The 13,555-nt window shown below is 43.9% G+C and carries 13 protein-coding genes; 5 read left to right on the top strand and 8 right to left on the bottom strand.

Annotated features, from left to right (window positions below):
* The first annotated feature begins 57 nt into the window (after positions 1–57).
* From mlaD to dnm_RS15125, 5 genes are all read left to right on the top strand, one after another.
* Positions 58–504: an outer membrane lipid asymmetry maintenance protein MlaD gene (mlaD, locus tag dnm_RS15140; protein ID WP_207683468.1), complete on the top strand. Its 447-nt coding sequence runs from the start codon at positions 58–60 to the stop codon at positions 502–504.
* A gap of 24 nt (positions 505–528) precedes the next feature.
* Positions 529–1,158, top strand: a complete 630-nt coding sequence (locus tag dnm_RS15135; RefSeq protein WP_207683467.1) for an MlaC/ttg2D family ABC transporter substrate-binding protein — start codon at positions 529–531, stop codon at positions 1,156–1,158.
* Positions 1,159–1,523: 365 nt separating this feature from the next.
* On the top strand, positions 1,524–2,546 hold the full coding sequence (locus tag dnm_RS15130; protein ID WP_207683466.1) for an MlaA family lipoprotein: 1,023 nt from the start codon (positions 1,524–1,526) through the stop codon (positions 2,544–2,546).
* Between the two features lie 273 nt (positions 2,547–2,819).
* Positions 2,820–2,942 carry a hypothetical protein gene (locus tag dnm_RS31295; RefSeq protein WP_276571891.1) on the top strand — a complete coding sequence of 41 codons (123 nt, stop codon included), beginning with the start codon at positions 2,820–2,822 and terminating at the stop codon, positions 2,940–2,942.
* Positions 2,943–3,015: 73 nt separating this feature from the next.
* Positions 3,016–3,903, top strand: a complete 888-nt coding sequence (locus dnm_RS15125; RefSeq protein WP_207683465.1) for a response regulator — start codon at positions 3,016–3,018, stop codon at positions 3,901–3,903.
* On the opposite strand, the gene dnm_RS15120 is transcribed toward dnm_RS15125, so the two are convergent.
* The 8 genes from dnm_RS15120 to dnm_RS15085 form a co-directional block, all read right to left on the bottom strand.
* Positions 3,904–6,369, bottom strand: a complete 2,466-nt coding sequence (locus tag dnm_RS15120) for a SpoIIE family protein phosphatase (protein WP_207683464.1) — start codon at positions 6,367–6,369, stop codon at positions 3,904–3,906.
* Positions 6,370–6,540: 171 nt separating this feature from the next.
* Positions 6,541–7,053 (bottom strand): PocR ligand-binding domain-containing protein, encoded by a 513-nt coding sequence (locus dnm_RS15115; RefSeq protein ID WP_207683463.1) that lies wholly within the window; start codon positions 7,051–7,053, stop codon positions 6,541–6,543.
* A gap of 633 nt (positions 7,054–7,686) precedes the next feature.
* Positions 7,687–8,151 (bottom strand): heterodisulfide reductase-related iron-sulfur binding cluster, encoded by a 465-nt coding sequence (locus dnm_RS15110; protein WP_207683462.1) that lies wholly within the window; start codon positions 8,149–8,151, stop codon positions 7,687–7,689.
* A gap of 54 nt (positions 8,152–8,205) precedes the next feature.
* Positions 8,206–8,913: a 4Fe-4S dicluster domain-containing protein gene (locus dnm_RS15105; RefSeq protein ID WP_207683461.1), complete on the bottom strand. Its 708-nt coding sequence runs from the start codon at positions 8,911–8,913 to the stop codon at positions 8,206–8,208.
* Between the two features lie 14 nt (positions 8,914–8,927).
* A complete protein-coding gene (locus dnm_RS15100; protein WP_207683460.1) occupies positions 8,928–10,520 on the bottom strand; it encodes a hydrogenase iron-sulfur subunit in 1,593 nt (530 codons plus the stop codon).
* Between the two features lie 20 nt (positions 10,521–10,540).
* On the bottom strand, positions 10,541–11,755 hold the full coding sequence (locus dnm_RS15095) for a 4Fe-4S binding protein (RefSeq protein WP_207683459.1): 1,215 nt from the start codon (positions 11,753–11,755) through the stop codon (positions 10,541–10,543).
* Between the two features lie 367 nt (positions 11,756–12,122).
* Positions 12,123–12,749, bottom strand: a complete 627-nt coding sequence (locus tag dnm_RS15090) for a GAF domain-containing protein (RefSeq protein WP_207683458.1) — start codon at positions 12,747–12,749, stop codon at positions 12,123–12,125.
* A gap of 334 nt (positions 12,750–13,083) precedes the next feature.
* Complete coding sequence (locus tag dnm_RS15085) at positions 13,084–13,554, bottom strand: hypothetical protein (RefSeq protein ID WP_207683457.1); 471 nt, start codon at positions 13,552–13,554, stop codon at positions 13,084–13,086.
* Between the last annotated feature and the right edge of the window lies 1 nt (position 13,555).

Raw genomic sequence — 13,555 nt, 5'->3', positions numbered from 1 at the left:
CACCTGACACTTAACACCTAACACCTAACACCTAACACCTATTCATTCGGAGGAATCGTGAAAAAGTCATCTGTTGAGATATCAGTGGGAATTTTTGTGATTATCGGCATCCTTTGTGCAGGGTATCTGTCCATCAAGCTCGGAAAGATGGAGTGGATCGGAGGGAATGACTATGCCCTTTACGCCCGGTTTGAATCTGTTTCAGGTCTCAAGGCCGGAGCCGAAGTGCAAATGGCGGGAGTCCCTGTTGGAAAAGTTCATTCTGTATCTCTGGATCTGGAGGATAAAGTGGCTCTGGTGGAGATAAAGGTAAACAATGAAATAAAACTGGCTGATGATGTCATCGCATCTGTCAAAACTGCCGGACTGATCGGGGATAAATATATCAAACTTTCAGCCGGCGGCTCGGATGAATTTCTCAGTCCGGGGGATAGTATTGATGAAACGGAGTCAGCTTTGGATATAGAAGAGCTGGTCAGCAAATATGTTTTTGGCGGAGTATAAAACTTTTAAAATAAGGAGGACGCTATGAAAAGAATTATTGCTGCTTTTTTTCTTTTGTTGGTTATTGGTTTGCCCGTGTCTGCCCACAGTTCAACAGGGCCGATGGAGGCGATCCAGGGACCTTTGGATGAGGTCATCAACATCCTCAAGGACCCTCAGTATCAGGCACCTGAACAAAAAGAAGTGCAACGTGAAAAGATATGGAATATTATCAGAGAGATTTTTGACTTTAATAAAATCGCTCATTTGGCCCTGGCCAAATATCGGAAAAAATTCGATGAGAAGCAGTTAAAAGAATTTACAGATCTTTTTGCCAAACTCCTTGAAGATACTTATCTCAACAAGATACAGGCGGAATATAAAAACGAAAAGATCAACTATCTGAGCCAGAAAATAGGCGCTAAATCCAAGTCAAATATGGCACTGGTTAAAACGAAGGTGACCCGGGAAAATGTTGAGATTCCAGTGGATTATCGTATGTGGCTGAATAAGGGGGTCTGGCGGGTCTATGATATCAAAGTCGAAGGGGTGAGTCTGGTAAAAAATTATCGGAATCAGTTTCAAAACATCCTTTTGAACAAATCACCTGACCATCTGATTGAGCAGGTGAGAACAAAGGTCGAAAAGCAGAAAAAGGAAAAAATTGATAATTGATAATTGATAATTTGCAATTGATAATTGATAGTGCGGTGGGTTGCGCTTCGCTCCACCCACCCTACATTTTTTGTATCGGGTATGTTATTTATCTCGAGTTCCCTAATTTCAAAAAGTTAAAATTTTGGATATTCTTAACTTTTTAAAAACTGTCCGAACTAAGTACCCGATCAAAAATTTTTTATACATCTTTTTTTCTGTGAACAGCGAAGAAACCCGGCTTTTTCCGTCACGGGCGGCGGATCGTTCCGGTAAAAAAAAGCCGGGTTTCTTCCCCGGGAAAATATCGGAAACTTATGGTCAGGTACTTATTTATTGATGATTGATGTCGAAAAACAGAAAAACAAAAAGAACGGTACTGACAAATGATAACACTGTGTAAGAACGCTTTGTATCGCCTGTTATTACTTTTTGTATTTTTTGCTTTATTTTCAGTCGGGTGTGCGCATCAGGCTGTTGTGGATACCTCTGGCGTATCCCTTTTATCTGATGAGAACCATAAATCAGATGTGGCTGCTCCGCAAGATGCCAATGAAGATGAAGATTTTCTTGATGATGATCTTGATGACGATATCGAATCTGATCAGAATTATAAAGCAGATGCGTCTTCCGGAGGCCAGATGGTCTCAGATATCGAAGACGACGAAGATGATGTTTTTCTTGATGAGGATTTTGATGACGATTCTGAACTCTGGGATGAAGAAGCCACAGACGACACAGTAAGAGTGGCGGATCCTTTGGCCCCCTTCAATCGTCTCATGTTCCATTTTAATGATAAATTATACTTCTGGGTGCTGAAACCCGTGGCTAAAGGATACAAAAGTATCACGCCTGAGCCTTTCAGACTTGGTGTGAAAAATTTTTTTGATAATCTCACCACGCCTATCCGAATGGCGAACTGTCTTCTTCAGGGAAAGATACACACAGCGGAAATTGAACTTGCCAGATTTCTGATCAACAGCACGGTGGGTGTTCTCGGATTCGGAGACATCGCCAAAAATAACCCCAGATTTGCCAAACCGCCTGAGGAAGATTTGGGACAGACCCTTTCCACTTACGGGGTCGGGAACGGATTTTACCTTGTGTGGCCGCTTCTGGGGCCTTCCACTCTGCGGGATTCCGTGGGAATGATCGGAGACCGGTTTCTGAATATCACCACCTGGACGGAACTGCCTGCTGAGGCGACTCTGGGGCTCACCGGTTTTGAGACCGTAAATGAGACCTCATTCCGAATCGGAGATTATGAGGCCATCAAAGATGCTGCCATTGAACCCTATGAGGCATTTCGGGACGCCTATCTCCAGTATCGCAAAAATAAAACAGAAGACAGGGAAGAAAAACGAAGTGAAAGAAGGTACGATAATCTGATAAAAGAATGGATAAAATAAAGGGGTGACTGGTCAGAAAAATTTCCGTGAGATTCTGAGAACACGGAAAAGGCGAAATTTTGTTACAGGGATTTGCTATAAGAACGGGATGATAAGAAAGGCGATTCAGTCCCTTTCTTATCAATCCCGTTCTTATAACAAATCCTTGTATAGTACTTAGATTTAGGTATGTCCCGGCATGATTTTTGCATGGGAAGGTTGTCCCGGAAAAAAAGCCGTTTCCGGGCCTGAAAATTTCATTCGTCCGTTCGGAATCCCGGAGGCCGCCTCTGTATGCAACTTTCGTGCCAGGACATACCTAAATCTAAATACTATAACGACATGACAGAAGCGGAAGATGACATTGGTCAGATCAGAAATTTCCTGTCTGAAAACTATCAGGAAATTCAGCCATGAAAAACCCTCCCATCGGATATAACACTAATTTATACCTGTAAAGTAAAGAAAACAAAAGGATGAGGCAATATTTATGAAGCCAACATTGCTGGTAGCAGATGACAACACAGCTACCTTGCAACTGATTACCCTGCAACTTAAAAACATGGGGTATCAGATAGTTATCGCTGAAAATGGTATGAACGCATGGACATTGTTGAAAAAATCACCAAAAACATATGATACGGTTATCTTGGACCGGATGATGCCGGGTCTGGATGGCCTGGAAGTGTTGTCCAGGATGAAAAATCACGAGATTTTAAAAATGGTGCCGGTCATTTTTCAAACCTCAATGGATGGGGAAGAAAATATTTTGGAAGGCTTTCAGGCCGGGGTTGATTATTATCTCACAAAACCCTACAAAAAAGAAATCCTTCAGGCCACTGTAAAAGCAGCATTATCCACTTATCTTACTCATAAATCCATGCAGGAAGCTATTCGTCGAACCACACATGCGTTAACCTTGATGAAAACAGGGCTTTTTGAATTCCGAGACATGGAAGAAGCTCAGATGCTTGCCACGCTTCTGGCAGCAGTTTGTCCCAAACCGGACAAGACTGCCATTGGTTTATGGGAGTTATTGCTTAACGCCGTGGAACACGGTAATCTCGAGATTACCTATAAGGAAAAATCACGACTGATTGAAGATGATAAATGGCTCATTGAGATGAAACGACGGATGGCTTTACCGAAAAATGCCTCAAAGACAGTTTCTGTCCGGTTTGAACGTTCAGATAATGAAATCCGGTTTCTGATTCGGGACCAGGGTGCGGGATTTAACTGGAAATCATTTATGGAATATAGCGTGGAGCGAGCCTTTGATCCCCACGGACGCGGTATCCAGTTAGCCAGAACCACGAGTTTTGACCGGCTTGAATATACCGACCCGGGCAATCAGGTCTTAGCGGTAATTCACAGATGACTATTCATAAATAATTTTATGCCGCAATACCACCTTGTTCCCTTTGGCGTTATAAGTGACTTGGTCCGTATTCATTTTTGCAATGGCAATGCCTCTCCCGGAGAGTTTGGTAATATTGTCTTCATGGGTCGGATCAGGAACATTCTTTATATTAAATCCCTTACCTTCATCTTCTATTGAAATTTCCAGTTGCTTATCACTATACAGGCATTCTATGCAGATCAGTCTTTCGCCATATTTATCTGAATGTATTCGATTTTTATAAATTTCCCGATATTTTTTTGAATCGTAAAATTCATTATCTCTCTTCAGGTCGGTCAGCTCCAGATTTCCGTGTTCAATAGCATTCGTCAGCATTTCAAAAAACGCTATTCTCAGTTTTTTCAGATTATCAAAAGATTCTCTTGATTTCTCTGCCATATGTTCTGTAAAAAAACGGACCAGTTTACCAATGCTGATGTATTTTGTTTTTATTTTATAACGACATTTGTTGGCTGAACAAAATCTGTTCCGCGGTTTTATGGAAAGCGATTCATGTTCATCAAATATATTAACTTTGAAAATAATCACATCATCTCGGAACGTCTCTTTTTTCTGAAATGCACGGGCTTTTTTTATAATATTGTCAATAACTGTATGTACATCGTACTTTCCCTTTCCAATGCTGTCTGCCACTCTTTTTAACCCAAAAATTTCACCATGTTCAGCCTTTGCCTCTGTTATGCCGTCGGTGAAAGCAACAAGGGTGTCATTTTTCATAAGTGTGAGGGTTCTGTCATCATATGTGGCATCGTCAAAGACCCCCAGAGGCAAACCTGTCGGTTTCAGGTATATCCGTTCGTGATTCCTGAGAATGATAGGAGAGGGAATACCGCAAAGGCAATAGGTAAGTTTCATGGATTCCAGATCAATCTGTCCGCAAAATGCGGCAATAATATCGTCCGTAAGAATGATCTTATGCATTTTCTGATTCAAATTCTGGCATATCGAAACAGGATTGCTATCTGTTTCTGACAGTTCCCTGAAGAGCATTTTCAGGGTATTGCCTGTGATGGCCGCGGGAATGCCGTGACCGGTCACATCCGCAAGAAAAACAAGTAGCCGCTTATCATCCAGTTTCAAAAATTCCAGAACATCGCCGCCGATACATTCCGCGGGAAGACATTTTATATTGATTTGGAGACCTGGCATTATTGGCAGCCGGGGTTCCAGAACCAGGTCGTGAAGTTCTTTTGCCCTGGACATTTCCAAATTAAACGCGTCCTCCTGTTGTCTTTTTTCGGTAACATCTTCAATAAAGCCCTCCACATAAAGTGGGTTTTCATGCTCATCCCGGACAAGCCGCAGGGTTACTTTGGCAATGATAATGGTTTTGTCCTTACGAAAATATTCTTCTTCAATGGTCAGCCATCCCCTGTGTTTTCGAATTTTTTCAAAGAATTTTTTCCGATGATCCTTATGGGTATATATTTGTTCTGAGATATTTTTTACATCCGATATCATTTCATCAGCAGAGCTATAGCCAAATATTCGGGCCATGGCCGGATTTACCTTTAGAAATTTTCCCTCCACAGAAGCCTGATAAATGCCCACAGGCGCATTTTCAAAGACCTCACGGTATCTCTGCTCAGATGCTTGCAATGCTTTTTCAGCCCTGATGCGCCTGCTGACATCCCGGATTGTCGAATATAAAAACTGCCTGTTCTCCATTTTCGTGGGAACACTGATAACTTCAACCTCCCGGATTTCTCCGTTTGCCAGACGATGACGAAAGCAAAAGAAGTTTTTTTCCTGGGTTTTTGCCCTGTTCATCTCTGCAAAAACTTCTTCCTTCGTCAGTGTATTTAAATCCGTAATTTTTAAGCGGGCGATCTCTTTTTTGCTGTATCCGTAATAATTACAGGCAGCCAGATTGGCGTTCACGATATCACCGGTTTCCGGATCAATCACAAGCATGATGGCAGAATGGGTTTCAAACAGCTTTTTGTTCAGTTCATCACTTTCAACCCGAGCCTTAATTTCTTTCTGAAGAGCGATGTTGTTTCGTCTGAGTTCTTCATTGCTCCGTCTCAGTTCCTGCTTTAATCGGTATTTTTCCGCAGCCGAGTTCACCGCAAACTTTATGGTATCAACATTTATCGGCTTCTGTAAAAAATCAGTTCCCCCGCGTTTCATAAAATTTACAGCAAAATCTATGTTCCCATATCCTGTTATCCCGATAGCAACCGTATTCGGATATAGCCGTAACACTTCTTCCATCAATTTTATGCCGTTCATACCGGGCATATCAATATCAGTAATGAGAATATCCGTCGGGCATCCGCGTAATATGTTCAGTGCCTCCGAAGCTGAAGTGGCTGTGCGGATATCATATGACAGCTTCATTAACACACGGGATATAAGCTGTGTAATATCAGGGTCATCATCCACGATCAGTAATTTGAGCTGTGTCTGCTGCTGCTGCATTATTTTTTCCTGGTGAAATTTACTAATACGAGACCTCCGAGGTTTTGAAAACCTCGGAGGTCTTTCACAGACTCAGTAGATCGAAAACCTTCTTGAAGATTTGCGATTATGTGCAAAAAACCGCTTCGCTTAATTTTTGCACGCCGGATTTATGATCTGCTGAGAGTTTATTTATTGCTGTTTTTCAAAATCATTCACAAAGTTGTCCAATTGTTTCTGAATATACGCGGCAAGAGATTCTGCTTTTTCGGTCGAGATTGTCTCAATGCCTTCTGACAGGCTTTCGATTTTTTCTTCGGGGATATCCGTTGTTTTGTTGACCATAAACGAATCAATCTCACCGTCATCGAGAAGAAAACCGCACGCTCCGACCGCTCCCACAAATTCATCCTTCACAAATATGGGAACAACAAGCTTTAAAAGTCCCGCGTCACATTCCTCAATAACAGGTTTTTTTGTCTGCATGGCCTGGGCAGCAAGATTCATGTGCGCGACAGCACAGATAAAACTCTGGCCCCTGTCTGTTGCCTTAACCTCGGGACACAGGCGGTTGGCCAACTGCCTGAAATTTGTTATCCGAATACCGTCTGTATTAAAAACAGAAGCATCCAATCTTGATCTGCCGACAATATCTTTTTCAAATTCAGTCCATTTTTCAATGGACAGAATATCGGTAAGTTCCATTTTCCTCTATTTACTCCTTATTGTTTGAAAGTCTTTAGGCGGTCACACACACCGCAGTTCGTAGTTCCGCCTTTAGGCGGTCTCACACACCGCAGTTCGTAGTTCCGCCTTTAGGCGGTCTCACACACCGCAGTTCGTAGTTCCGCCTTTAGGCGGTCACACACACCGCAGTTCGTAGTTCCGCCTTTAGGCGGTCTCACACACCGCAGTTCGTAGTTCCGCCTTTAGGCGGTCTCACACACCGCAGTTCGTAGTTCCGCCTTTAGGCGGTCTCACACACCGCAGTTCGTAGTTCCGCCTTTAGGCGGTCACACACACCGCAGTTCGTAGTTCCGCCTTTAGGCGGTCTCACACACCGCAGTTCGTAGTTCCGCCTTTAGGCGGTCTCACACACCGCAGTTCGTAGTTCCGCCTTTAGGCGGTCTCACACACCGCAGTTCGTAGTTCCGCCTTTAGGCGGTCACACACACCGCAGTTCGTAGTTCCGCCTTTAGGCGGTCTCACACACCGCCTAAAGGCGGAACTACAAACTAAAATATGCCGTCCATGTCGGGACTTTTTAAACACCTGACACCTAACACCTAACACCCTAACACCTAACACCTAACACCCTAACGCCCTGACACATAAATATCACAGAATAAGACAATCCGCCACCAGTTCCCACAGATATTTTACCTCAAGGTCCTCCATTCCATATTCCTTTTTGATATTATTCATCTGACCGTGGCAGCTATGACAAGGCACCACAAGCATGGTTGCGCGTGTGGCCTTAATCTGATCCATTTTTTTTCTGCCATAGAGAATACGCTCGGTGTTGTATCCCGTGGTAAGAGTTCCGCCGCCGCCACCGCAGCAGAACTGATCTTTTTTTGTGGGATAGAGATCAATCCAATTATCCATACACTGATCCAATATCCATCTTGGCTCGTCAAAATATCCGTGGCCAAACAATGTCTCGGCTTTTCTGCCATAATTGCAGGGATCATGATAGGTCGCCAGCACATTATCGAACCGTGATTTGTCCAGTTTGATTGTGCCTTCCTTAATATATTTGATGAGAAGATCAAATACCGTAACCGCTCCGAATTTTTTCAATGCCTCGGGGTACCATTTTTCAAGACCAGACCTGGTCGCAAGATAGGCATGCCCTCATTCGGGCCAGAGGAGATTTTTAACTTTCAGTTTTTCCATCTGCTCCGCAACGCGTCCCGCCATGATCTTCATGGCCTCGTCGTCTCCGGTAAACAGTCCCCAGTTGGTTCCTTCCCAGTTGTCAGAAGGCACGGTCCAGTCTTCTTTTGCCGCGTGGAAGATTTTCCACCAGTGCTTGAGGTCTTCGGTGTGGGTATTCACCAGCTTGTTATGGATGGTGGTGAGGATATTTGCCCCTTCCTTGTCAATGGGAACCGTGAATCCTTCAAACCCCGGTTCCTCCGCAATTTCCTCCGCGACATCCTCTAAGATAAATACAAAATCCTCTTTGGGCAGGCTGAGATTATTCCCTGTTTCCAAAGCAGCAGCCAGTCCCTTATGAAGAACTCCCGGAACCTTTTCACGCTCCCGGAGGCCCCTCACGCTTCTGACCATGGCAGGAATATCAATCTCCATGGGGCAGACATGCTCGCATTTGGCACACATAGTGCATATCCACGGCCATCTCGCCTCAACCACCTTATCTTCAAGTCCCAGTGACACCATACGGACAAATTTCCGGGGATCAAATCCGTCTATGCCGGAGGCCGGACAGGAACTTGAACAAAGCCCGCAGGTCACACAGAAATCCTGTGAAAAAGACCATGATCCGAACCGGCCATGATCCAACTGATCCATATCAATTATTTCGCATGTTTGTTCCATGATTTCACCTTTTTTTAAGTGAGAAATGAGAAGTCCTGCTTCTTCATTTTAAATCTGCTCGGGCCGAGATCAAGAATCTTTTTTTCAAAAGTGTTTGTAATCTCAGCAAATTCTTTACTCATATTGGACGCGAGCGGCTTTATGAGAAGCCGTTCTTTTTCAAAACCCGCGATTTCCAGGAAACTCCCTATCATATTCAGCTGTTCATGTGCATAAAGATTTCCCCGTTCAGAATGGCAGTTTCCTTCATGACAGGTCAGAACCAGAACACCGTCCGCGTTATTACGCAAAGCTAAAAAAATATGATAATGGGATACGCCGCCTGCACAGGGAACCTCTATGATCTTTAAACCGGGAGGCAATTTATGCCCCATACATGACGCAAGTTCATGAGCCCGGGCAGCAGAACGCTTACAGCAGAAAGCCAACAGAAACGGGGTAAATGTCTCCTTTTTCTGAGGCGTGTTTTTTTCTATGTGATCTGAAATTTCAATATAGGTAAGTCCTTTTATCGTGATTGCACGGGAAAGACATACCGCGGCACATACGCCACATTGCTCACACGCATCAGGCATCACAGAAGCTGTGGTGTCCGGCAAAATTGCATTATAGGGACAGACACTATAACAGGTGAGGCACCCTGAACATAAACGGGGGTTAATCTGAGCCTTGTATGCAGAGGCAGTTTCCCGCTCGTCTGAGGGCTTGAAAATGGAAAGAGCAAGGTTTCCGGTATCTGTTATCTCTTCTCCGGGAGATTGGATATCCCTCGAGGGACCTGCGACCATGATGCCTTTTCTGTTTGTCAGCACGCTTATGCGGTGAACATTGTCTGACTGGAGAAATCCGTGCGGATCTGTATCCAGGCCGAATATTGCGGCCAAATCTGATGTGTTCTCAGGCGGTGAAATGGTTTCGTCAGCAACAGTGATATCCGGGGTGAGTCTGAACTGTTCCCCTGTGATATCATCTGTAAATGTCAGAATAACAGGGCCGTCATCTTCTTGCTGGTGAATTTCCGGCTGACTCTCTGTAAATTTAATATAAACCGCACCGGCCTCTTTTGTCCTTCGGTATAAGAGTTCAAGTCCGTGTCCCGCGACTTTGAGATTTTTTGTGAGAATATAAGTCTTCGCATGAAACTCCGATTGCAGTTTTAAGGAAGCGCGCATAATTTCTTCGAGAATAACCGCGTTACTCTCTTTTGCCAGCCCCGTGAGAAAAACAAATTTTTTGTTTTTGAAAAACGGTCGCGAATCATCTGAAAGCGATTCTTTAAGCTGGGAAAGTGAAATCACGTTGGCACACGGCGTGAGACCGTAAAGAGAAAAATTCGGTTTTCTTACGGCTTCCTCCGCGATGATCACGTTTTCCACGATTCTGGATACTTTTTCGCCGTCTTTGTCCAGGGTGAGATTAAAATTTCCCACAGAACCTTCACAGGAGCGTATTTTCACGCCTGTAAGTATTTCTGTTTTTTCAGGAAAAGGCAAAACAAACGCATTCTCTTCTGACGCGACGATAAGGTCAGCGTCTTTAGCAAGCAGTTCTTCTGCTATGCAGCGGGCTTGGGGTCCGTTTCCGATTACCAATGTTTTTTCAGTCAAGGGTGTCACCTTTTTCATTTTTAAATTCTTAAATATTTCAACGTTTCCCATACAGCGTTACCTGCATTTGAAATGGTTTCGGCTATGCTCATAGGCCCCAGTGCCGTGCCTGCTGTGAAAATACCATTTTCAGAAGGGCTGAGAAATCCGGAATCCGAAACAGCCAGATGAAGCTGGTCCGCCAGTTCTTTTGTGTCTTTGCCAGGCGTAATCCCCACCGAGAGAACCACAAGATCAAATATCTCTTCCAGAATTTCATGTGTGCTGTTGTCCAAAAACGCCATCCGCAGACGATCTGTTTCTGTCCTGAAAATATCTCCGGGAATCGCCCGTATCATGCGGATATCATCCTGAACAGTTTCATAAAACACTTGAAAATCTTTGCCAAAGGTCTGAACATCCATATAAAAGAACGCCATCTCAGTTTCAGGCTGCCTTGACCTGATGAGCTTTGCCATACGCAGGGACGAGCCGCAGCATATTTTGGAACACCACAGATGACCGAGTTTGGCGTCCCGGCTTCCCACGCATTGGATAAACGCGATCTTTTCCGGGGGCTTATTGTCTGAGGGTCTGGACACGATGCTTTCCTGTCTCAGCGTCCGCTCCAGCTCCAGGCTGGTGATCACATTATCAAACACGTTGTATCCGTAAGGTTTGCTTTCAGGATTAAACGCTTCAAAACCCGTAGCCACAATGATTGCATCTGTTTCGCAGACATGGTCAGTTCTTTTCTGATCCAGTGTGATCGCTTCTTCAGGACATGTGTCCTGACATAAACTGCAAGATTTGTCTTTCATAAACAGACAGTTTTTTTCACTAATGGCGTAAAAAGGAAGATTGCTTTTTGAAAATCCCCGCGAAATTGCCCCGTGTGCCGGGCATTTTTCAAAGCACAGGCCGCATCCTGTGCATTTTTCAGGGTCAATATATGCGGGGTTTTTTTGAAGGGTCACGGAAAACTGTCCGTCAGACCGGGTTATTTTCTGTGTCTGAGTGTTCAGCAGCACATTGATTTTCGGATGCCGAACCACATTTTCCAGAGTTTCTTCCACAACACAGGCACCGCATTTTACACATTTATCTGTGGCTTTGCATGAGAACTGAATGCCATGTCCGCCTAGAAACGCTGACTTTTCAATCAGTTGAACACCGATATCAAAGTCTGCCAGTTTACGGGCAGCCGACAGACCGGCTATCCCGCCGCCTAATACAAGAACATTTTTGTCAGCCATAATTGAATTCCGATACTTTTTAATCAGTTAAATAATTTTATGATGATCTGAAAACATAGTCATAGGGATGGCTTATAAGAAAGGACTTTTTTGATCCCCTGATTTTTTTTTCTTATAAACCATCTTTGTCGTTATGACAAGGCTTCATAATTTCCCATACAAAAATTTACAGGGAAAAAAGATAAGAAGCGGAAAATTTTCCCTTTCTTATCCCTTTTCCCTGTACTTTTCACCAGCACACCCAATCATCATCCGGCCTGCGTCATAAATACAAAAAGGGAGTTTTTCAGCGAAAATATAAGCAATTTCGCTCTGGAACTCCCTGAAACCAGTTATTCACATTTTTAATACAACGCTGATACTCAGTTTAACCTTTTTTACCGAGTTCATCACGGGAAACACTCACCGGGACACCTTCATATGGGGTCCTTTTTTTAGTATCAGACAGGAACTTTGGATCTCTCATGGTCTTCAATATCTCAATACTGTCCTTCAGTCCCTTATAATTTCTTGCCATTTCTATGGCCATTCCGGCCATCTGAGCCATGGCCTGGGCAAAATTCACATCTTCCAGCGTGAATTCCCAGGGTTCTGTCGTATAGATCCGCATGGCCCCGACCACATTACCGGCAGTCACAATAGGCACAGCCAGAATAGAGGCAATTCCCTCCTTCTTTGCTGCCTCAGGATACTGAAGTCTGGGATCATCGTTAGTATCATAAATAGCCACGGGACCTTCTTCCAAAGACTGGGCAATGGAACGCAGCGCACTCACAGGACCTTTGTTAAGGTATTCATCGCTCAGTCCGAATGACGCAGCCAGCTCCAGTTCATCGGTTTTACGATTGATAAGAAACAACGCACATCCTTTGACTTCCAAAGCCATTGTGATGGCTTCCACTGTCATCAGCACAACTTCTTCCGGGTCTTTGGAATGGGAAATAGCCCTTGTAACCTTAAGCAGTGTTTCGTAATTTACGAGCTGTTTTTTCATAACGATCTCCTCCTCTTATCAGTGTTAGAATGGAAATTAGCCGTACAGTTGAACTTTATGAGACCGACACTCAGGGCTTCGGACATAGATGAAAATATTTTGTCAGAAGCCCGGGCAGACAAATTTTGAGTTTCATTTCCCCCTCCTTCATTTGTGAGCCGGATATAAGGACATAAAAACAAATTACGACCCAGATATTGTTATGATTTTGACAAAGACCCAAAGGCTTGAAAATTTTGCTCCATATTATGGAATAAAACGTCCTGTTGTTTTAAAATATTTTACATCATATCCAAATGAGAAAATATTGTAAATCAGGAAAACCCTGATTTTTTCATGAAAATTCCCGAATTGAAAAAAATTCCTTTTGCCAGGCTTTACAGGACAGGGTTTTGCAACTGGAACAAAAGGAGTGCTTTTGCCGTCCGGCATTCAGGAGTGCTTTTGCCGGACGGGGTTTGAACGTCTCGGACGGGGTTGCAAACCCCGTCCGGCATTCTCGAAGCGGTTTTTTGTATAAATCCGGAGTGCAAAAACAGAGCGAAGCGGTTTTTTGCAAAAATCCGGAGTGCAAAAACAAAGCGAAGCGGTTTTTTGCAAAAATCCGGAGTGCAAAAACAGAGCGAAGCGGTTTTTTGCAAAAATCCGGAGTGCAAAAACAGAGCGAAGCGGTTTTTTGCAAAAATCCGGAGTGCAAAAACAGAGCGAAGCGGTTTTTTGCAAAAATCCGGAGTGCAAAAACAGAGCGAAGCGGTTTTTTGCAAAAATCCGGAGTGCAAAAACAGAGCGAAGCGGTTTTTTGCAAA

This window comes from Desulfonema magnum (genome assembly GCF_017377395.1).
Lineage (GTDB): Bacteria > Desulfobacterota > Desulfobacteria > Desulfobacterales > 4be13 > Desulfonema_C > Desulfonema_C magnum.
This window is presented reverse-complemented; position numbering and strand designations above follow the sequence as displayed.

Bases quoted from the DNA above. Each gene is read 5' to 3' on its own strand.
- dnm_RS15120 (WP_207683464.1), bottom strand. From the start codon at position 6,369: ATGCAGCAGCAGCAGACACAGCTCAAATTACTGATCGTGGATGATGAC.
- dnm_RS15095 (WP_207683459.1), bottom strand. From the start codon at position 11,755: ATGGCTGACAAAAATGTTCTTGTATTAGGCGGCGGGATAGCCGGTCTG.
- dnm_RS15090 (WP_207683458.1), bottom strand. From the start codon at position 12,749: ATGAAAAAACAGCTCGTAAATTACGAAACACTGCTTAAGGTTACAAGG.
- dnm_RS31295 (WP_276571891.1), top strand. From the start codon at position 2,820: ATGCAACTTTCGTGCCAGGACATACCTAAATCTAAATACTATAACGAC.
- dnm_RS15105 (WP_207683461.1), bottom strand. From the start codon at position 8,913: ATGGAACAAACATGCGAAATAATTGATATGGATCAGTTGGATCATGGC.
- dnm_RS15130 (WP_207683466.1), top strand. From the start codon at position 1,524: ATGATAACACTGTGTAAGAACGCTTTGTATCGCCTGTTATTACTTTTT.
- dnm_RS15125 (WP_207683465.1), top strand. From the start codon at position 3,016: ATGAAGCCAACATTGCTGGTAGCAGATGACAACACAGCTACCTTGCAA.
- dnm_RS15135 (WP_207683467.1), top strand. From the start codon at position 529: ATGAAAAGAATTATTGCTGCTTTTTTTCTTTTGTTGGTTATTGGTTTG.
- dnm_RS15115 (WP_207683463.1), bottom strand. From the start codon at position 7,053: ATGGAACTTACCGATATTCTGTCCATTGAAAAATGGACTGAATTTGAA.